This is a genomic window from Arthrobacter sp. A5 (assembly GCF_051131705.1).
GTDB lineage: Bacteria > Actinomycetota > Actinomycetes > Actinomycetales > Micrococcaceae > Arthrobacter_M.
Genome location: NZ_CP180316.1, coordinates 2624350 through 2643885, shown reverse-complemented (window position 1 = coordinate 2643885; position 19536 = coordinate 2624350). Strand labels below are relative to the sequence as shown.

General features: G+C 65.7%; 18 protein-coding genes and 1 pseudogene. 10 read left to right on the top strand and 9 right to left on the bottom strand.

Annotated elements, in window-relative coordinates; genetic code table 11:
- Positions 1–65 precede the first annotated feature (65 nt).
- The gene (locus ACLLJI_RS12510; protein WP_434612688.1) at positions 66–1346 is read left to right on the top strand and encodes an MFS transporter; all 1281 of its coding nucleotides are present in this window, start codon (positions 66–68) and stop codon (positions 1344–1346) included.
- Between the two features lie 145 nt (positions 1347–1491).
- Here the strand turns inward: ACLLJI_RS12510 and ACLLJI_RS12505 are convergent, their stop codons facing one another.
- Positions 1492–1881 carry a heavy metal-responsive transcriptional regulator gene (locus ACLLJI_RS12505; RefSeq protein ID WP_434621511.1) on the bottom strand — a complete coding sequence of 130 codons (390 nt, stop codon included), beginning with the start codon at positions 1879–1881 and terminating at the stop codon, positions 1492–1494.
- Between the two features lie 275 nt (positions 1882–2156).
- On the opposite strand from ACLLJI_RS12505, the gene merA reads away from it, so the two are divergent.
- The 3 genes from merA (at position 2157) to ACLLJI_RS12490 (ending at position 5477) form a co-directional block, all read left to right on the top strand.
- A complete protein-coding gene (gene merA, locus ACLLJI_RS12500) occupies positions 2157–3599 on the top strand; it encodes a mercury(II) reductase (RefSeq protein WP_434612686.1) in 1443 nt (480 codons plus the stop codon).
- A gap of 34 nt (positions 3600–3633) precedes the next feature.
- Positions 3634–4002, top strand: a complete 369-nt coding sequence (locus ACLLJI_RS12495; protein ID WP_434612684.1) for a hypothetical protein — start codon at positions 3634–3636, stop codon at positions 4000–4002.
- Between the two features lie 125 nt (positions 4003–4127).
- A complete protein-coding gene (locus tag ACLLJI_RS12490) occupies positions 4128–5477 on the top strand; it encodes a dihydrolipoyl dehydrogenase family protein (RefSeq protein WP_434612682.1) in 1350 nt (449 codons plus the stop codon).
- On the opposite strand, the gene ACLLJI_RS12485 is transcribed toward ACLLJI_RS12490, so the two are convergent.
- Both ACLLJI_RS12485 and ACLLJI_RS12480 read right to left on the bottom strand, forming a co-directional pair.
- Positions 5474–5887 (bottom strand): hypothetical protein, encoded by a 414-nt coding sequence (locus ACLLJI_RS12485; protein ID WP_434612680.1) that lies wholly within the window; start codon positions 5885–5887, stop codon positions 5474–5476. The two genes, ACLLJI_RS12490 and ACLLJI_RS12485, sit on opposite strands and share 4 nt — an antisense overlap.
- A gap of 443 nt (positions 5888–6330) precedes the next feature.
- Complete coding sequence (locus tag ACLLJI_RS12480) at positions 6331–6693, bottom strand: recombinase family protein (RefSeq protein WP_434612678.1); 363 nt, start codon at positions 6691–6693, stop codon at positions 6331–6333.
- Here ACLLJI_RS12480 and ACLLJI_RS12475 point away from each other — a divergent pair.
- From ACLLJI_RS12475 to ACLLJI_RS12450, 6 genes and pseudogenes are all read left to right on the top strand, one after another.
- Positions 6671–7585, top strand: coding sequence for a PfkB family carbohydrate kinase (locus ACLLJI_RS12475; RefSeq protein ID WP_434612676.1), 915 nt, complete (start codon positions 6671–6673; stop codon positions 7583–7585). The two genes, ACLLJI_RS12480 and ACLLJI_RS12475, sit on opposite strands and share 23 nt — an antisense overlap.
- On the top strand, positions 7582–8223 hold the full coding sequence (locus tag ACLLJI_RS12470; protein WP_434612674.1) for a nucleoside/nucleotide kinase family protein: 642 nt from the start codon (positions 7582–7584) through the stop codon (positions 8221–8223). Before ACLLJI_RS12475 ends, ACLLJI_RS12470 begins: the two co-directional genes overlap by 4 nt.
- Positions 8172–8849 (top strand): annotated as a pseudogene (locus ACLLJI_RS12465) (ATP-binding protein); the annotation flags it as partial. The gene ACLLJI_RS12470 and the pseudogene ACLLJI_RS12465, both read left to right, overlap by 52 nt.
- A 13-nt stretch (positions 8850–8862) precedes the next feature.
- The gene (gene dprA / locus ACLLJI_RS12460) at positions 8863–10089 is read left to right on the top strand and encodes a DNA-processing protein DprA (RefSeq protein ID WP_434612672.1); all 1227 of its coding nucleotides are present in this window, start codon (positions 8863–8865) and stop codon (positions 10087–10089) included.
- A 132-nt stretch (positions 10090–10221) separates the two neighbouring features.
- On the top strand, positions 10222–11157 hold the full coding sequence (locus ACLLJI_RS12455; protein ID WP_434612669.1) for a tyrosine recombinase XerC: 936 nt from the start codon (positions 10222–10224) through the stop codon (positions 11155–11157).
- 523 nt (positions 11158–11680) lie between these two features.
- A complete protein-coding gene (locus ACLLJI_RS12450; RefSeq protein WP_283560916.1) occupies positions 11681–12184 on the top strand; it encodes a DUF3145 domain-containing protein in 504 nt (167 codons plus the stop codon).
- A gap of 212 nt (positions 12185–12396) precedes the next feature.
- Here the strand turns inward: ACLLJI_RS12450 and fabF are convergent, their stop codons facing one another.
- The 6 genes from fabF to ACLLJI_RS12420 all read right to left on the bottom strand — a co-directional run bounded on the left by fabF (position 12397) and on the right by ACLLJI_RS12420 (position 19394).
- Entirely contained in the window at positions 12397–13635 is a 1239-nt protein-coding gene (fabF, locus tag ACLLJI_RS12445) for a beta-ketoacyl-ACP synthase II (RefSeq protein ID WP_434612667.1), read from the bottom strand.
- Between the two features lie 124 nt (positions 13636–13759).
- Positions 13760–14005, bottom strand: coding sequence for an acyl carrier protein (locus tag ACLLJI_RS12440; RefSeq protein WP_283560914.1), 246 nt, complete (start codon positions 14003–14005; stop codon positions 13760–13762).
- 122 nt (positions 14006–14127) lie between these two features.
- Positions 14128–15192: a beta-ketoacyl-ACP synthase III gene (locus ACLLJI_RS12435; protein ID WP_434612664.1), complete on the bottom strand. Its 1065-nt coding sequence runs from the start codon at positions 15190–15192 to the stop codon at positions 14128–14130.
- Positions 15189–16160 (bottom strand): ACP S-malonyltransferase, encoded by a 972-nt coding sequence (locus ACLLJI_RS12430; protein WP_434612662.1) that lies wholly within the window; start codon positions 16158–16160, stop codon positions 15189–15191. Before ACLLJI_RS12430 ends, ACLLJI_RS12435 begins: the two co-directional genes overlap by 4 nt.
- Positions 16161–16335: 175 nt before the next feature.
- A complete protein-coding gene (locus ACLLJI_RS12425) occupies positions 16336–17574 on the bottom strand; it encodes a PucR family transcriptional regulator (RefSeq protein WP_283560911.1) in 1239 nt (412 codons plus the stop codon).
- A 416-nt stretch (positions 17575–17990) separates the two neighbouring features.
- Positions 17991–19394 (bottom strand): IS1182 family transposase, encoded by a 1404-nt coding sequence (locus ACLLJI_RS12420; protein ID WP_434621093.1) that lies wholly within the window; start codon positions 19392–19394, stop codon positions 17991–17993.
- Between the last annotated feature and the right edge of the window lie 142 nt (positions 19395–19536).

The window sequence follows — 19536 nt, the reverse complement described above, 5'->3', positions numbered from 1 at the left end:
TGCGCCTGTGAGATCACGGTGACGAAGGGTGCGGCGGAAGGTCACGGCGGGGACAAGAACCCAACGTGCTGCTGCGGGCACAGCATGGAGAAAGTCAGCTGAGCGGACAAACGGCAAACGGGCGGCCAGGCATCCGGGCGGTTTTCGCGCGCCCGGCATACCGGCGGCTCTGGGCGGCGCGCACGGCCTCAGCCGCCGGCGACGCTTTCGCGACCGTGGCGCTGAGCCTGCTGGTGCTGGATCTGACGGGATCCGGTTTGGGTGTGACCGGTGTTGTCGCTGCCGAAATCGTGCCGGTTCTTCTGCTCGGTCCGGTGGCCGGGATCGTCGTGGACCGGTGGAGCCCGGTGCCGGTGATGGTCTACGCGGATCTGGCGAGGATGGTGTGTGCTCTGTCCCTGCCGCTGGTGGCCGGCTCAGCGGCGGGCGTGTATGCCCTGGCGTTTGCGATGTCCGCCGCCTCGGTGTTTTTCAACCCTGCGGCGGGGTCAACGGTGCCCTCAATCGTGGGATCTGACGAGCTGGTGGCCGCGAACAGCGGGATCTGGTCGGCAGCGGTCTTCGTCCAGATCGTGCTGGCCCCTGCCGCTGGTGCCGTGGTTCTCGTTGCCGGCTATGCACCCGCGTTCTGGGTCAACGCGGCCAGTTTTGCCGTCTCGGCACTGGTCCTGCGGAAACTGCGGGTGGACCGGGCGGGCTCCGCCGATGCTTCGAAGGATCGTTGGTGGCCACGAGCCCGTGAGGGCTTTGCACTGCTGGGCCGTCACCGGGTCCTTCGTGCCCTGGCTGTCGGCCAGCTGTTCGCCGCACTGTCCGCCGGGGCCACCAGCGCCCTGCTGGTCGTCTACATCAAGGACCGGCTGGGTCTGGATTCCCGCGGATACGGCCTCGCCCTGGCCCTGATTGGTGCCGGAGCGGCCCTGGGCCCCCTGGCGCTGTCGCGGTTTGTCAGCAACCCGCGGCGCCCGGCCTTTGTCTTCGGCCCGTATCTGTTGCGCGCTGCCGTTGACGGGGTACTGGCCTTCACCCTGTCTCCTGTCCTCGCCCTTGGGGCGCTGGCCGGATACGGCCTTGGTACGTCGACGGGTGCCGTGACGTTCACTTCGCTGCTGCAGGCCGAAACACCCGCAGAAGCACGAGGCCGGATTTTCACCGCGTTCGACGTCATCTGGCAACTCGGACGCCTGATCTCCCTTGGGATCGGCGGCATCCTCGCTGACCGGGCTGGTCTTCCCATTGTCTATGCTTCCGGCGCTGTACTGCTGACGGCGGCGGCGATCATCGGTTGGACCTCGCTGCGAGCCGCCGACAAGGACCACGGCTCCGCCCGGATCCATGACATTTGATGCGTGCAGTTTATGAGCAAAACCCGCCGGGAGTAGACGGATCGCCGGGTTCCCACCCTTCCAGTCCGCGGTTGCCGCGGCGGAGGTGTTCCTTAAGCCAGCGGGAATTCAGCCGTGCAGGACGAGCACCGGGATCTGGTCGGGTTTAGAGGTAGCTGCAGATGCGTTCGGGGTCGCAGGCTGCGGGATCCCCGGCGGCCGCGGCGTCATGGAATTCGGCGACGGTTGCACGCAGTACCGTGAGTTCCGCGATCCGGGCATCGAGGTCGCGGAGCTGTTTGGCCAGCAGATCCTTCACGTGTATGCAGGGGGCCTGGCCGGTGTCCCGGACGGAGAGGATGTCTCCGATCTGGGCCAGGGTCAGTCCGGCCGTGCGGCCGCGGCTGATGAATTCCAGCCGGCTGACCGTTTCCTGGGCGTAGTCGCGGTATCCGTTCGGTGCCCTGTCGGCGGCCGGCAGCAGGCCCCGGTCCTCGTAGAACCGCAGTGTTTTGGCCGTCATGCCGGCGGCCGCGGCGGTTTCGCCAATACGCATCATGCACCTCTTGTCCGGATTTCGCTCTTGACCTTCCAGTTTAGTGGAAGGTCAAGAGAGATTGCAGGGAATCGAATGGGCCGGCCCGGGACAGGGAATGCCCACTTTTTTCGGGGCCGTGGAGCCGGGTGAGGACTCCACGGTTTCCTGTATCGGGGGCATGGGACTCTTGACCTTCCCCCTTGGTGGAAGGTGCAGACTGGGGGCGAACCCATACACGAGGCACCGTTGCGGGTATTGCGGGACGGAACTGCTGTACGACTTTGGAGGATTTCATGTCTGAACCAACACCTGATTTTGATCTGGCCGTCATCGGCTCAGGCGGGGGAGCGTTCGCGGCCGCGATCCGGGCGACCAGCCTGGGCAAACGGGTTCTGATGATCGAGCGTTCCACCGTCGGCGGGACCTGCGTGAACACCGGCTGCGCGCCGTCCAAGGCACTCCTCGCTGCGGCCGAGGCCAGGCATGTTGCCCTGGACGGCACCGGCCGGTTCCCCGGCATCAGCACCTCAGCCGGGGAAGTGGACATGGCCGGGCTGATCGGCGGGAAGCGTTCCCTGGTCGAGACGATGCGGTCGAATAAATACGTGGACCTGATCGCGGACTACGGCTGGGAACTGCGCCAGGGCAATGCTGTGTTCGCCGGCACCCAGGACGATCCCGTCCTGGAAATCACCGGAGGCGACGGTGCCCGGGAAACCGTGAGGGCCGCGCACTATCTGGTGGGCACCGGCTCCGCCCCGTGGGCGCCCCCGATCGAGGGTCTGGCGGGCACGGACTACCTGACCTCCACCACCGCGATGGAACTCCAGGAGGTCCCCGACTCCCTGCTGGTCATCGGCGGCGGGTACGTGGCCCTGGAACAGGCCCAGCTCTTCGCCCGGCTCGGGTCCAAGGTCACCATGCTGGTACGCTCCCGCCTGGCCTCGGCCGAGGAACCCGAGGCCTCCCGCGCCCTGATGGGTGTCTTCGCCGATGAGGGCATCCGCGTGGTCCGTCGGGCAGCCGTGTCCTCGGTGCGCACGGACCTGGCCGCCGGCGGGATCGTGGCGACTGCGGCCGTCTCCGGCGGGCAGGAGGAATTCCGGGCCGCCAGGGTGCTGGTCGCTGCGGGCCGCCGGCCGGTCACGGAAGGCCTGAACCTGGCCGCGGTCGGCGTCAAGACCGGTGACCGGGGCGAGATCCTGGTCAACAGCCAGCTGGCCAGCTCCAACGAACGGATCTGGGCCGCCGGGGACGTGACCGGGCACCGCGAATTCGTCTACGTCGCAGCCGCCCACGGCTCCCTGGTGGTGGAGAACGCCTTCAACAACGCCGGCCGCGAGGTCGACTACCGGCACCTGCCCAGGGTCACCTTCACCAGCCCGGCCTTGGCCGCCGTCGGGATGACGGACAAGGAAGCCAACGAGGCCGGCATCCGGTGCGAATGCCGGGTCCTGCCCCTGGAGTACGTACCCAGGGCCCTGGTGAACAGGGACACCCGCGGCTTCATCAAGATCGTCGCCGACGCCAACACCGGACGGATCGTGGGAATCACGGCCGTCGCGAAGGACGCGGGTGACTTGGCCGCGGCCGGGGTCTACATCCTGGAAGCCGGGATGACCGTGGAGCAGGTGGCAAACCTGTGGAGCCCGTACCTGACCATGGCCGAAGGAATCAAGATCGCCGCCCAGTCCTACAGCACGGATGTCTCCAAACTCTCCTGCTGCGCCTCCTGACCCCTGACGCCATTCATACCGGAAGAAGACCGCCTTGAGCACTGATTTCATCGACTTCGCCGACCGTCTGGCCTCGCCGGACACCGGCATCGAACCGGCCCTCTGGCTGCCCCTGCTGCATCTGCTGGCACAGGGGGAACCGGTGGGTATCGGGGACCTGGCCGCCGTCTCCGGCCACACCGTGCCGGAGATTAGTGCCGCGCTGGCCGTGGTGCCGGACACCGAGTACGATGCGGACGGACGCATCATCGGGCAGGGCCTGACCCTGCGCCCCACCCCGCAGCCCACCGGATCGGCACGGCCATGGCCGCATCCCTGCTCGATGAAACCGTGCCCGCGCAGCCTGCCGCCCCCGGAAAGGGCGCACACCGATGCGCCTACTAAGGACCCGGCCGGCCTCTAACCCGGAACGGACACGTCATGAGACCTGCATGCCGGCACCGGGGCGTCCGCGGCCCGAACCACAGTTTGAGGAACAGCACCCGAAATAACACACCCGAAATAACATCCGAGATCAAGGGGAGAGATATGAGCGAACATTTTGACGTGGCAGTGCTGGGCATGGGACCCGGCGGGGAAATCGCCGCGGGCCGTCTGCTGAAAGCCGGGAAGAAAGTCGCGGTCATCGAACGGGAGCTCATCGGCGGGGAATGCGCGTACTGGGCCTGCGTGCCGTCCAAAACCCTGCTCAGGCCACCCGAGGCCCGCACGGAAGTCCAACGCGCGGCCGGGGTAGCAGGTGCGGAGCTGGACTGGGCAGAAACCAGCGACTACCGCGACTACATGATCCGGCATCTTGATGACAAGGACCAGATCGACGGGTACGCACGCCACGGGGCGGTGGTGGTCAAAGAGGAGGCCCGGATCACCGGCCCCGGACGGATCCTGGCCGGAGACCGCGAACTGAGCGCCGAACACATCATCATCGCCACCGGCTCCGAACCGGTCATCCCGGCCCTGGAGGGCCTGGATCAGATCACGGCCTGGACGAACCGGGAAACCTACACGGCCACGACCCTCCCGGAGCGCGCCGTAGTAATCGGCGGGAGCGCCGTCGGAATTGAGACAGCCACGTTCCTGGCCCGTTTCGGAGTCAAAGTCACCCTGATTCACCGCGGGGACCGGCTCCTGGAACGTGAAGAACCCCGGGCCGGTGAACTGGCCGGCAAATACCTGCCCGAAGCCGGGATCGACATCCGCCTCGGAGTATCCGCCCGTCGGGGCCACCGTGGCGGCGGGCAGAGCGTCCTTGACCTCGACGACGGTACCGAGGTCGCGGCCGACGTCGTCATCTTCGCCACCGGCCGCACCCCGCGCACCCAGGACCTGGGCTTCGAGCAGGCCGGCGTGATCCTGGGTGACCGAGGCCAGGTACAGGTCGATGAACACTGCCGCGCCGCCGGCAACGTGTGGGCAATCGGGGACGTCACCGGCATCATGGCCTTCACCCACGTCGCGAAATATCAGGGCCGGATCGCGGCCGACGCTATTCTCGGCAAACCCCGGAAGGCCTTCTACGAGGGTATTCCCCGTGTCGTGTTCGCCGACCCGGAAATCGCCGCCGCCGGCCTCACCCGGGACCAGGCCGGACAGCAGGGCCTGAGCACCGCAGCGGCGGAGATCGAACTCGCCGCAGCCATTACCCGGCCGTGGACCTACGAACGGGATCCCCGCGGGCACCTGGGCCTGCTGGCCGATACCGACCGCAAGGTCCTGATTGGCGCTTGGGCAGTGGCTCCGATGGCCGGGGAATGGATCCACCAGGCCTCCCTGGCCATCCGCGCAAAGATCCCCATCGACACCCTGCGGGACCAGATCGCCCAGTACCCGACCTACAACGAGGCCTACCAGGCTGCCCTGGACGAACTCGACATCTAGCTGCCGCCCGGAGCCCCGGGACGCCGCTGGTCCCGGGGAATCCGGACCACAAGATTGCTCCCAGGGAGCCCGGAACCATTGGCCCCGGTCTTCTCCGGGCCGCAGTAGTCAGCCATCTTCGGGGAAGGACCTTCAGCAGCGGATGACCAGCCATCGGACTGCCCGTTCAGTGCTTCACTTGTCCGCGCACGGGCGCGGCGGCGGCTCACATTAAACGCCACGGCTCCTGCAACAATGAGCGCGCCGATCGCAAGCACGACAGGATTGCCAAGCACCCCGCCCGCGACGGCCAGACCACCCCCGGCGATCAGAACCGGGCCGGCACAACAGATGACGGCCAGGGCCACGGCCCCGACAGCAACCGGAATTCCACCTGGTCCCCCCGAAGGGGCTGACGGACGATCAGACATACGATTCCTCCTCAAGACGGAAAACAATTCCCTAACACCAGTGTTGACCTTCCACCAGAGGGGAAGGTCAACCCCTCTGCGGGGGCAAGCAATCCAACGAATCCGAGGCTTCCCGAACGCAACCACCCGGAATTAGCAACCACCAGCCGCCCCTTCACGACGGCCCGACACGAAGCAGCAATCAACGCTGCGAGACGCTTGTGTCATCGGGCTCCCCGCGTCATGGTCCTGACAACTGCTTTGTTCCGCACTGATCCCTGCGCACGTGTTGGGTGCTGCCGTTTGGACGAGCAGTGCAGACGACTTCGGATATTCCGTGCAGTCGTCTTCTGAAACGGACAGTGGCGTTACTGAATCCAACTGGGTCTAAAACGACTCTTTTTGAAAGCCATGCCACGCCCTTAAGGACAAGGCATGGAGTGCAGCCGTAAGTGGCTCTGTCATCAGCCGGGTTCCATGCTGAGGTAGCGGTAGATGGTGGCCCGGCTTGCCCCGATGATTTTTCCGATGTCGGCTGGTTTCAGGCCCTGGGTTTTCAAATCCCGGGCTCGCTTGACGTTCGCGTGGGCGGCGGTGATTTCCTGCCGGCCTGCCTTGCGGCCGTGGGAGGCGGCGACGGCCATGCCGGCCTTGGTGCGTTCGGAGAGCTGGTCGCGTTCTAGCTGGGCGAAGGCGGAGATGATGGTGAAGTCGTCGCGTTGATGACCGGAGCCTTGGAACCGACCGAGGAAGAGCGAAACGGTGGGGCCTGAAGCATCCCCGGACCAACCGCGGGGGATCTTTGTGGGATTAGCAACCCTGGACATCGTCCAACGGGTCCGCGAACTCCCCGGGCGCAACGCCAAGGCCACCGCATTCCGCCAGGATGTCGCGGGCGGGGGCCCTGCCCTGAAAGCGACCGTGATCTTTTCAATGCTGGGTGGCCACGCAACGTTGGTCACCCGGCTGGGACAAGGAAGCATTTCCGCGGTGATCCGAGAAGACCTCTCATCCCATGGCGTTGCCATAGTTGACTTTGCCGGTGCCCAGTACCGACCTTCCGTCTCAACAATCACCGTCGATGACTCGACAGGTGACCGCCAGATCGTCTCCACAGACGCCCGGGAGGACAACCCGGACCCGGCCATGGCCGGCGAAAGCGAGATACGTGCCACTCTGGACGCTCTGGAGCGGGCCGACGTCGTGCACCTTGACGGGCATCATCCGGCCCTGGCCCTGGCCGCAGCACGCTGGGGCAGCAGCCGTGCCATTCCCCGTGTGGTGGACGCCGGACGCTGGAAGCCCCTCATGGACAAGCTGGTCCCGATATCCAGCGAAGTGGTTTGTTCGGCCGACTTTGCCATTCCCACCGGCAACGGAGACCCCATACCTTGGATCTTGAACCAGGGGGCCGATTTTGCTGCAGTCACCAACGGGCCCATGCCTGTGCGATGGAAAACCAAAGACGCACAAGGATCCGTGGAGACGGAAAAAGTCCACGCCGTCGATACACTGGCTGCCGGCGATTTCTTCCACGGGGCATATAGTTTCGCTAGATCATTCCACCCCAGCCGGGGAGGGCCGTTAGATCCGTGCTCGTCCCTGCGCTTCGCAGGCCATATTGCAGCCCTGAAGTGCACCCACCCCGGCACACGGGAATGGCTGGCCGCTATCCCCGGCGAGACACCGTTTGACTACCTGAGGACGCAACAACAATGACCACAGCGGTCCCTATTGAGGAGCTAGTTGAAATCGCTGCAAGCTTGGGCACACCGCGGACTCGGATCATTCTGGGTATTACCGGAGCACCCGGCGCAGGGAAATCCACACTCGGCCACCGAATTGTTGACGCATTGGGACCCGACAAAGCCGTCCTAGTGCCCATGGACGGCTTTCATCTAGCCAATGTGGTCCTTCTTGAAAAGGGCTTGCGTCAAGTGAAAGGTGCCATAGAGACATTCGACGATGCCGGGTATGCCAGCCTGCTTCACCGAATCCGCGACCAGAAGCCCGGCGAAGTCATCTACGCCCCTAGTTTCAACCGCGATCTTGAAGAACCCATAGCGGGCAGCATCACTGTGCACGCTGATGTTCCTCTGGTGGTCACGGAGGGCAATTACCTGCTCGCCGAAAACGGGGCTTGGCCATCAGCCCGCGACTGCCTCACCGAATCCTGGTTCCTCGATCCCGAACAGGACGATAGGCACGACTGGCTCATCACGCGCCACATGGACTACGGCAAAACCGCCGAAGGTGCCCGACACTGGGCCCTCGGCTCAGACGAGGACAATGCCAAGCTCATCAAGGCCACGGCATACCGCGCCGACCGCGTGATTCAAATCCAAGGACTGATTTAGGAGTCGACTTTCGGGCTGAGGCGCCTGAATATGAACGGCGTGTCCTTGACGCCCTGCGCCAGCCGCTGGAGAGCGGTGAGCTGATTCTGCACCGGTCGGCCGGAACGGCTTCCTACCCGGCGCGTTTCCAGCTGGTGATGGCAGCAAATCCCTGTCCTTGCGGAAAGGCCGCGGGGAAGGGGCAGGACTGCACCTGCACGGCCATGGCGCGCCGTCGATACTTCGGCAGGCTCTCCGGGCCGCTGCTGGACCGGGTGGATATCCAGCTGCAGGTCAACCGTCTATCCCTGGCCGAGCTATCCAGCACGGAAAACCGGGAGAGCTCGACCGTAGTGGCAGCTCGGGTCTCACTGGCGAGGAGACGGCAACGCCAACGGCTGGCCGCTCACGGGCTGGTCCGGAACGCGGACGTGACGGGTAGGTTGCTCCGGGGCGTTTTCCGGCTCCCGCCCCGGACAACAACCGTCCTCGACCGGGGGCTTGAAACGGGCGCTCTGACGGCACGCGGATACGACAGGGTGCTGCGGCTGGCCTGGACACTGGCCGACTTGGCGGAAATTGACGAACCGGGCAGCCATGAGGTGGGACTTGCCCTGACCATGAGACAAAGGGGAATGAGCGCATGAACGGGATGAGCGCATGAACACTGTGCGTAATGAGTGTACGAGCACTGTAGGGGAGGCAGGAGCCGTAGTGGTGGCAAGAGCCGCGCTGACGCGCCTGATGGAACCGTCGGACCTCGCCGGTCTGGCCCTGATCCGAGTAGTGGGACCTGTGCACGCCGTCCGGATTGCGACAGGGGAAGTGCGGGCCGGGACAGCCACCGAGCATGCGGTCGTGCAGATCCTCGACGAAGCAGGCGCCAGATCCGGATGGTCAGGGCTGGAAGCTGCGGTCGGCCGCTGGGCGCCGAGGGTCAAAGACCTTGCGCCGGATCGGGATCTGGCCGTGATCCGGTGTCTGGGCGGCGGTCTGATCGTGCCCGAAGACGACGACTGGCCGCAGGCCCTGGCCGATCTGGGACTGTCGGAACCGATTGCGCTATGGTGCCGGAGTCCGTACCGCGTCCTCCCGGAGGTGAGCCGGTGCGTTGCCGTGGTCGGTTCCCGGGACAGTACCGGTTATGGAGCCAGCGTGACGGGGCAAATTGCCCAAGGTCTGGCCGAGCGCGGAATCACTGTTGTCAGCGGTGGGGCCTATGGGATCGACGCCCACGCGCACCGTGCCGCGCTCGCGGGAGGCAACGGTGGTATCGCCACGATCGCCGTGATGGCCGGGGGCATCGACAGGTACTACCCCTCAGGGAATGAAGATCTGCTGCGCACAATTTCCCAGGAGGGAGCCATGATTGCCGAGGTTCCGCCGGGCACGAATCCCACACGGTACCGGTTCCTGCAGCGGAACAGGCTCATCGCGGCGCTCTGCGCCGTTACCGTGGTGGTCGAAGCACGCTGGCGGTCGGGCGCGCTGAGCACGGCACACCATGCGGATTCCTTAAGCCGTCAGGTTGCCGCTGTACCGGGGTCGGTGTTCAGCGCGAACTCCGCCGGCTGCCACCGGCTGCTGCGCGAAGGCTCGGCGGTGTGTGTCACGGACGCCACGGAGGTAGCCGAACTTGCGGGGGCCAGCGGTGAGCATCTGGCCGACGAGCCGACCGGAACCTCGGCCGAGCACGACGGCCTGAATGTGGAGGATCTGCTGCTTTTGGACGCGCTGCCGGTGAGACAGGGGAGCGCGCCCGAGAAGCTGTCCGCCGTGGCCGGTCTCGGAATTGCATCGGTGCTGGCCGGACTCGGCAGGCTCGAGCTGATGGGACTGGCCGAGCGCAGCAACGGGAACTGGAAGCTCCGCAAGGGTCGGCAATGATGGACTGGGAGTTCCGCAAGGCGGGACCTGACACGTACCTGACACGGGTCGGTACCCTCCCGGCGCGGCTAATATTGTTCCCGTCCGGCGGTGCGACTTGCCCGGCGGGAAACATGGACGCACAGTAGGGAGGTGGACCGATCCGAAATTGCCCAGCTGCCCGAGGAGTTTTCCAGCGCACTGGCCCGGTTTGAGTCTTACCTGACGTCGGAACGGGCCCGTTCAGCCCATACCGTGCGGGCTTACCTAGGCGATGTGGAAGGGCTGCTGATTTATGCCCTCACCGAAGGTGCCACCAGCTTGGCCGGTCTGGAGCTGGGAACGCTGCGGCGATGGTTGGGGGAACAAAGTGCTGCGGGGCTGGCCCGGGCGACGCTGGCCCGGCGGGCGGCCACGGCCCGCAGCTTCACGTCCTGGGCTGTTCGGGAGGAACTGCTGGCAGTCGATCCGGCCCTGCGACTGAAGGCACCCAAGCGTGACCAGACCTTGCCCGGCGTGCTGCAGCAGCAGCAGGTGACCAGGCTGTTTGGCGCACTGCAGCAACAGGCGCTGGGCGGGGAGCCGGTGGCGCTGCGGGACCTGGCCGTCATGGAGCTGCTCTATGCCACCGGAGTGCGGGTGGGAGAGCTGGCGGCTTTGGATGCGGGCCACCTGAACGCGGAGAGGCGCACGTTAACTGTGATCGGTAAGGGTAACAAGGAACGCACCGTTCCCTATGGTCAGCCCGCGGCACGGGCCATAGAGGCTTGGCTGGTGACTGGCCGGCCGGCATTCTGCACGCCGCGAAGCGGATCCGCCCTGTTCCTGGGTCAGCGCGGAAACCGGATCGACCAGCGGCAGGTCCGTACCGTCGTCGGCCGCCTGTTTCACGCCCTTGGGGACACATCGGCCACCAGTCCGCACGCGCTGCGTCATTCAACGGCCACGCACCTGCTCGACGGCGGCGCGGATCTGCGCGCCGTCCAGGAGATTCTGGGGCACAGCAGCCTGGCCACCACGCAAATTTACACCCACGTTTCGGTGGATCGGCTGCGCAGCAGTTACCAGCAGGCCCACCCGCGCGCCTGATATCGAATTCAGGCCGGCGTTCATGCATGTCATTCTGCGCGGCATTCATGCGCCACGTGCCAGGCGGCCGGGTGCCCTGGCCCTGTCCGCCGGCGCCCTGGCCCTGTCCGCCGGCGCCCTGGCCTGTCCGCCGTTGCCCTGGCCTATCCGCGCCCGGCGCTCTCGGAGCGGGTGCCGCAGGGACGGGATCGGGCCGACCGGCCGGCATCCGTTTGGGCGGGATCGACGCCGCGAATTCCATCGGGGGAATTCCACTGGCGTTATTTGCCCGTGTGCGGCACAATGTGAGGTGCGCGGTCGAGAGTCTGGGCACTGTGAAAATGTCATAATCAAGACGGTCCAGTAAAACATGTCACAATAAAAAGTGTCGGAGTAGTACGGGACAGTAACAAAAGTATGGGCTGCCGCGGGTAGACCGATTCAGGGAGCGCAGAAAAGCAATTCCGGCTCAGTACGCAGCGGTGCCATTCCAGCCTTGCCGAAGGTCGTTGGGGAAGACGAACCTACAGCTATGGAGGATGGAATGTCTGTTGTGATGACGCGCGGTGTTTTGTTTATACACTCAGCCCCTCTTGCTTTGTGCCCGCACATTGAGTGGGCCATCGGATCCGTGGCGGATAAGCGCACGGATCTTGATTGGACGCCGCAGCCGGCTGCTCCGGGTATGGTCCGTGCCGAAGTGTCCTGGTCCGGGACTCAGGGAACCGGTGCGCAATTGGCCTCCGCCCTGCGCGGCTGGGCGCATCTGCGCTATGAGGTGGCTGAGGAGCCGAGCGCGGGAGTCGACGGCGGGCGTTGGTCGCACACGCCTGAGTTGGGAATATTTCATGCCGTGACGGATGCGCACGGAAACATTATGGTCACCGAGGATCGGATCCGCTACGCCTACGAGTCCGGCGCCGGTGATCCGGCCGCCGTCTACCATGAGTTGTCACTGGCCCTTGGCGAGGCGTGGGATGAGGAGCTGGAGGCCTTCCGCCATGCGGGCGAGGGAGCCCCCGTGCGCTGGCTTCATCAGGTCGGCTGAGGCTGGAGGCTTTCCATGCCCTGAAACAGACCCAGACCCCGGCGCTTACTCAGGCCCTGAAGCAGGCCGAGCCTCCGAACACAGACCGGACCGAGTGCAGTCTCTGACGCAGGCCCAAACCCGGTCACCGGAGCAGACGCACGTGACCGGCTCCCGCCGGGACCGGGCACGTCCGAATTTTCCGCGTCAGGGCAGTCGTCCGTTGGCAGCGCTTAGTTCGTATTACGGATCACGATGACGGCGTTGTGGCCGCCGAAGCCGAAGGAGTTACTCAACGCCACTATGTCCCCGGCGGGAAGATCCCGGGCGGTGGTGACGACGTCCAACGGAATCTCCGGATCCTGGTTTTCCAGGTTGATCGTCGCCGGCGCTTTGCGGTTGTACACGGCCAGCACGGTCATGACCGCCTCCACCGCTCCCGAAGCGCCGAGCAGGTGCCCGGTCTGCGACTTGGTGGCGGATACCGCCACGTTCTCCAGATGATTCCCCAGCGACGCCTTGAGCGCGGTGTACTCGGGCTTGTCGCCCACCGGCGTAGACGTGGCGTGCGCGTTGACATGGACAACGTCGGTGTCCTGGGCGCGTGCATCAAAGAGTGCGGCCTTCAGTGCTCGGGTGGCGCCGAGCCCCTCCGGGTCCGGGGCCGTGATGTGGTACGCGTCCGCCGTGACCGAGGTGCCGGCCAGTTCGCCGTAGATGCGGGCGCCGCGGGCCAAAGCGTGCTCTTCGGCCTCCAGCACCAGAGCGCCGGCACCTTCACCCATGACAAAGCCGTCCCGGTCGCGGTCATACGGTCGGGAGGCGTGCTCGGGATCGTCATTGCGGCGGGACAGCGCCTGCATGGAGGAGAACGAGGCCATCGGCAGCGGGTGGATGGCGGCCTCGGCGCCGCCGGCCATTACGACGTCGGCCTTGCCGGAGCGGATCAACTCCAGACCCAGGTGGAGCGCTTCGGTGCCGGAAGCGCAGGCGGAAACGGGTGTGTGGGCACCGGCGCGGGCACCCAAATCCAGGCTGACCGCCGCGGCGGCGCCGTTGGGCATCAGCATCGGGACCGTCATCGGCAGAACCCGGCGCGGTCCTTTCTCGCGCAGGGTGTCCCAGGCGTCCAGCAGCGTCCAGACGCCGCCGATGCCGGTGGCGAAGGCCACGGCAAGGCGGTCGTGGTCCACCTCGGTGATACCGGAGTCCTTCCACGCCTCGCGGGCGGCTACGACGGCGAACTGACTGGAGGGATCCAGGCGTTTGGCCTCGACGCGCGTGAGGATCTCGGTGGCGGGAGTGGATGCCTTGGCGGCAAAGTGGACGGGGAGATCGTACTTCGTCACCCAGTCATCCGTCAGGGTGTGTGCGCCGGACACGCCGATCAGTGCGTTCTTCCACATGGTGGGAACGTCGCCGCCGATGGGGGTGGTGGCTCCCAGTCCGGTGATGACTACTTTGCGGGCCATGGTTCTACTCTCTGGAAAAAAGAAAAATGTGCAGGACAGTTCGTGTCGGGTGGCCGGTTCCCCTACGCGGGGACCGGCCACCCTTCATGCCCTGCCGATGCGGGGCATAGGTCAGTCGGAAGGACTAGGCCTGTGCGCCGGAGATGAAGTTGACGGCGTCTCCGACGGTCTTGAGGTTCTTGACCTCTTCGTCCGGGATGCGTACGCCGAACTTCTCTTCGGCGTTGACCACAATGGTCATCATGGAGATGGAATCGATGTCCAGATCGTCCGTGAAGGACTTGTCCAGCTCGACAGCCTCGGGTGCAAGACCGGTCTCTTCGTTGACGATTTCAGCCAAACCGGCCAGGATTTCTTCGTTGCTAGCCATTGATGGCTCCTTTTCTTGTGATTTTCGCTTTGGTCGGTGATCGGGTGAGGCAGTGTTGATCAAACCACGGTTGTGGTCCGAAATGCTATGCCGGCCCGGCTGGGCCGGCACCGTGTCGGATGTTACGGCAGCTCGACGACCTGCGCGCCGAATACGAGCCCGGCGCCAAATCCAATCTGCAGTGACAGGCCGCCGCTGAGACCGGGGTTTTCCCGCAGCAGCCGGTGTGTTGCCAGCGGAATCGACGCCGCCGAGGTGTTCCCGGCGTCCTCGATATCGCGCGCAATCAGCACGCAATCCGGGATTTTCAGCTGCTTGGCCAGTTCGTCGATGATGCGCATATTCGCCTGGTGCGGCACAAAGGCGGAGAGCTGGTCGGCGGTGATGCCGGCCGCATCGAGGGCCTGCTTGGCCACCTTGGCCATTTCCCAGACCGCCCAGCGGAAGACGGTCTGGCCGTCCTGGCGCAGGGTCGGCCACAGGTTGGCGTGCGCTTCGCCCACGGCGGCAAGGTCGCCGTCGTCGTCCTCTTTCATCGCGGAGATGCTGAAGTCGCGGATCGCGGTCTGGGAGTGCGTCATGCCGATGGCGTCCCAGCGGCTGCCGTCGGAACCCCAGACGGACGGGCCGATTCCCGCGCGCTCACCTGGGCCGATCACGACGGCACCGGCGCCGTCGCCGAGCAGGAACGAGATGGTCCGCTCGTGGTTGTCAATGACGTCCGAGAGCTTTTCCACGCCGACCACCAGGACGTAGTCCGCGGTCCCGGCGCGCACTAACGCATCACCCTGGGCCACGCCGTAGCAGTAGCCGGCGCAGGCAGCGGAGACATCAAAGGCAGGAGCCGGCGTCGCGCCGATGCGCTCGGCCAGCAGGGAAGCGGCCGACGGCGTCGCGTACGGATGCGTGACGGTGGAGACAATGATGGCGCCCAGCTGGGAGGCGTCAATGCCGGCTTTCGCCAGGGCTTCCATGGCGGCACCTGCGGCCATGTCGACGACGCTGACCTCGCGCGGGGCGCGGTGCCGGGTCACGATGCCGGTCCGCTGGCGGATCCATTCGTCGGAGGAATCGATCCACTGGCAGACGTCGTCATTGGTGACGATGACGTTCGGGCGGTAGGCCCCGACGCCCAGGATGCGGGTGAATTCGCGCAACGGGTTCTGCTGCAGGGTGGGAGTGCTCACGCGTTTCCTTCTTCCCGCTCGGCCAGTGCGGCGACAAGCAGTTCCTTGGCGGATTCCAGATCCTCTGGAGATTTGACGGCAACGGCGACAACACCGGGCATGGCACGTTTGGCGAGGCCGGCCAGTGTTCCGGCGGGGGAGAGTTCGATCAGCGCGGTGACGCCCATTGAGACGAGGGTTTCCATGCACAGGTCCCAGCGCACCGGCCTCGAGACCTGCGCGATCAGGCTTTCGATGACGGCGTCGCCGGTGGTCACGGACCGGCCGTCAAAGTTGGAGAGCAGTACCGGATCCGGATCGCGCAGGCTCAGGCCCGGGCGCAGCACCTGCAGGGCGGTGGCGGCGGGAGCCATGTGCTGGGTGTGGAACGCGCCGGCCACCTGCAGCGGAAGCACGCGGGCCTTGGCCGGCGGATTATCCTTCAGGACCTGGAGCTGTTCGAGGGTGCCGGCGGCGACGGTCTGTCCCGTGCTGTTCATGTTCGCCGGGGTTAGGCCCGCGGACTCGATGGCGGCCAGCACCTCGGCAGGGTCACCGCCGACGACGGCGCTCATTCCGGTGGGCGTCAGGGCAGCGGCCGCGGCCATGCTGTTGGCCCGCTCGCGGACGAAGATCATGGCGTCATGTTCGCTGAGTGCGCCGGCCAGCGAGGCGGCGGTGATCTCGCCTACCGAATGTCCGGCCAGGACCAGCGGTAGGCCGCGCAGGGCGGAATCTTCCACCGGCGGGAGTCCCGCGGCACTGAAAAGTGCGTGCGCCGTGATCAGTCCCGCGGCGACAATCAGCGGCTGCGCCACGGCGGTGTCCTTGATGGTTTCGGCGTCGGAAGTGGTTCCGTGCGCCGACAGGTCGACGCCGGCCACCTCGCTCAGCGCGGCGACTCGCGCCGCTGCAGCGGGGAGCTCCAGCCACGGCGTGAGGAAGCCGGGGGTTTGTGAACCCTGTCCAGGGCAGACTATTGCAAGCACAGTATCCAGCTTTCCAAAGAGTGGGCTGTTTATCGGTGTTTACATGCACCAAGGTCATGAAGCCGCTTTGTAGGAAGTCTACAACGCCGCCGTGACCCGTCCGGACCGCGACGTTGCCACAGCGGGGACATAACCGGGGCGCATCCCGGGCCCACATGAACCGGATCCGGCGCCATCACAGACGGCTGCCGTTTCGTTCGACGGCGGGCTTGGGCGGTACGGCGAGCCTGCCGACCACCAGCGCGGTCTGCAGCACGAAGGCCTCGCGGGGGATCAACGGATCCCAGCCCGTCACGTCACAGACGCGGCGCAGCCGGTAGCGGACGGTGTTGGCATGCACAAAGAGCTCGCGGGCCGTGGCTTCCAGTGAATGGCCCAGCTGCAGATAGCTGCTGAGCGTTTCGGCCAGCCCGTTGGAAGCCGCCAGCAGCGGCCGGTAGATGTTCTTTACCAATGCCCGGCGCGCCGAATCGTCTCCGGAGATGACACGTTCTGGCCACAGATCGTCCGCGGCCACCGGGCGCGGCGCGCCCGGCCACGCCTTGGCGGCGGCCAGCCCGGCAAAGGCGGCCTGCGCCGAATTGGTCGCCTCCATCAGGGACGCCGCCAGCGGGCCGTACACCACCGGGCCGGGGGCGAACAGCTCGCCCAGACGCAGGTAGGCGGTGTCCTGATCGGCCACGCCTCCCAGCACCAGAATCAGCCGGTCACCCTGGATTCCCACCAGCGCGTCCTCGGCGAAGCGGCCGGCGGCACGGCGCAGTTCAGAGACGAAGCCGGCGTTGGTTTCCGACGGCGAGTTGCCGACCATCACGGTGAACCGGCTCTGCGATTTCCAGCCCAGGGCGGCCACCCGGGACCGCAGGGAATCCGTATCCTCGCCGCGCAGAATCGCGTCCACCACCAGTGCCTCCAGCCGGGTATCCCAGGAACCCCGGCTCTCGGCGGCCCGCGCATAGACATCGGCCGCGGCGAAGGCGACCTCACGGGAATAGCGCAGCACGGCTTCGCGCAAGGCGCCCTGCTCGGCCTTCGGCGCAATCTCCGGCACGTGGTCCTCCACCACCTGCACCACGGCGCGGATCAGCTGCAGGGCGCGCTGCAGACTGATGGAGCGCGTGAGCTCGGTGGGAGCCGTTCCGAAGACGTCGGAGAGTACCCACGACGGCGACGATGGGCGCTGATACCAGGAGACGAAGGCATTGATCCCGTTCTGCGCCACCATTCCCAGCGCGGAGCGCTCATCCGCGCTGAGCCGGCGGTACCAGGGCAGTGTGTTCTCGAGTTCTTTCATCGTTGCGGTGGAAAGCCTGCCGACGTTGGCACGCAGCTTTTCCAGTGTCAGGGCCTGCGCATCCGCAGCCGCGGCAGAGACCTCCGGCGCAGCAGCCGGAGTGCGGGGATCTTGAGCCATTCTTCGAGCATACGGCCAGCCGCCATGGAAGCCGCATTTGTACGATCACTACAATTTGTACGATGACGACTAACGGCTGGACCGTGCCGGGTCGAGACCGAACCCGATAACGGGGCTGACCCGCGAAGACGACGTTGCGCAACATCGTCTTCGCGGGCCGGCCCCGTTATCAGCGCAGCTTAGCGCGTCGCAGCCTCTCCAACTGCCGCTGGCGCGTCAGCCGGAGCCTCTGGCTGCTAGGTGCATGGGTCGGTAGTGGTTTTAGCCGTTTGATGTTCGGCGGCGTGGCAGCCGATGAATCCTGATGCCGGTAATAATTTCCTTTGAAGGAGGCGCCCCCGCCCCGAGGGATCGTTCAGCGAGGTGTGAAGAGCCGCCGTTGGCGTCCCGGGGCTGCCCCGTTGCCGGCCCCCGTTCTACATCCGCGCCAGGGAGGCCGCCCGGGTGCGGTGGCTGAAGAGCTTCATTAGGTTGTGGCACCCTGCCAGCAACTCCCACTCACGCGCTGCCTTCTCCATGCCGCGCAGGAGCACGTTTTTGCCCTGCCGGGTCTTGATCTGGCCGAAGACCGGTTCAACGATCGCTTTGCGCCGGGCATAAATTTTCTTGCCCTTCTTGGTTTTGAGTTTCCGTCCCATCCGTTCTGCCAGGCTCGCGTTGGCCGGGATCCTGCCCCGGGGCGACTCGGGAATCGGCGTACCGTGTTTCATGCGTCGGGTGGAGATGAAGAACTCGGTTGAATGAGCCGTTTCAACGTCTTTGACGTGCTCGAGGTTGGCTGCCGAGCAATACCCGGCGTCGGCACTCCACGTCGTGGGCATTGCACCTACAGAGACAGCCGTGTGTTCGATCATGGGGGCCAGCTGCTGCACATCCACGGCCACGTTGTTCAATCTGGTGGCAACAATTACCTGGTGGTCAGCATCCACGACGGCCTGGCCGTTGTAGCAGTAATGGTATGAACCATCCGCGGTTTTCATGATCCGCGCGTCCGGGTCCGTGAAGTTCCGTTGCGCCGTGGGCTTCGGCTCGGCCTTCGCAGCGGCAGTGTCGCCGGCAGCGGTGATGTCCTCGTCATCATCGCCGCGGGACCGGGCCTTCTCTTCCGCGAGCTGGCGGGCCTTGGCAGCGGCTTCTTCCTCCAGTGAGGCACGGGCCGTGGCCATCGCCGCGGCCCGGGCCCGCCTGTTCGCCAGCTCCGCGGGGAGTTCGTCCCCGCGAGTGCCCGGCCCGAAGCGGGCGTCCTCGGCCGCGTCGACGGTCTTCGCCTCTTCCATCAGGTCGCTGATCTCATCGGCCAGGACCTTCTGCTTCGCGCTCAACCGGGCATAGCTCATGGCCTTGTGCCGGGACGCGTTGGCCCGCACCTTCGTCCCGTCCAGGGCCACCCTGCCCAGGGAGACCATACCCGCGGCCCGGCACAGTTCCAGGGCCTGGAGGAACACGTTCGCCAGGGCCGCGAGGTGGCGTTCGCGGAAACGGGCGATCGAGCGGAAATCAGGGGCCTGCTGCGCGGCCAGCCACCGGAACGCGACCACATCCGTACATGCCCGCTCCAACTCCCGCGAGGAGCGGACCCCGACACAATATCCGTACAGGACGATGCGCAGCATCAGGCGCGGATCATACGGCGGCTGGCCCTTGGCCTTCGCATAGGACTTGTAGAAGCGGGCCAGGTCCAGCTCCGTGTCCACCATTTCGGCAATGAACCGGGCCAGATGGTTTTGCGGCAGCCACTCATCCAGTGACGGCGGGACCAGCATCACCGCCTCGGGTTCAAACCCCCGGAACCGCTTCCTGGCCCCGCCGTTGGCATCCATCGGCTCATCAACGGCCGGAGGCACGAGGGGCCCCACGAGCGACTCGGCGAACAAACCATCCTGGGAACCGGCATCCATACCCCAATTCTCCCAGCCCCACATCCGGCAGCCCGGCTAATCCGCCGGCGTTTTAAATAATTCA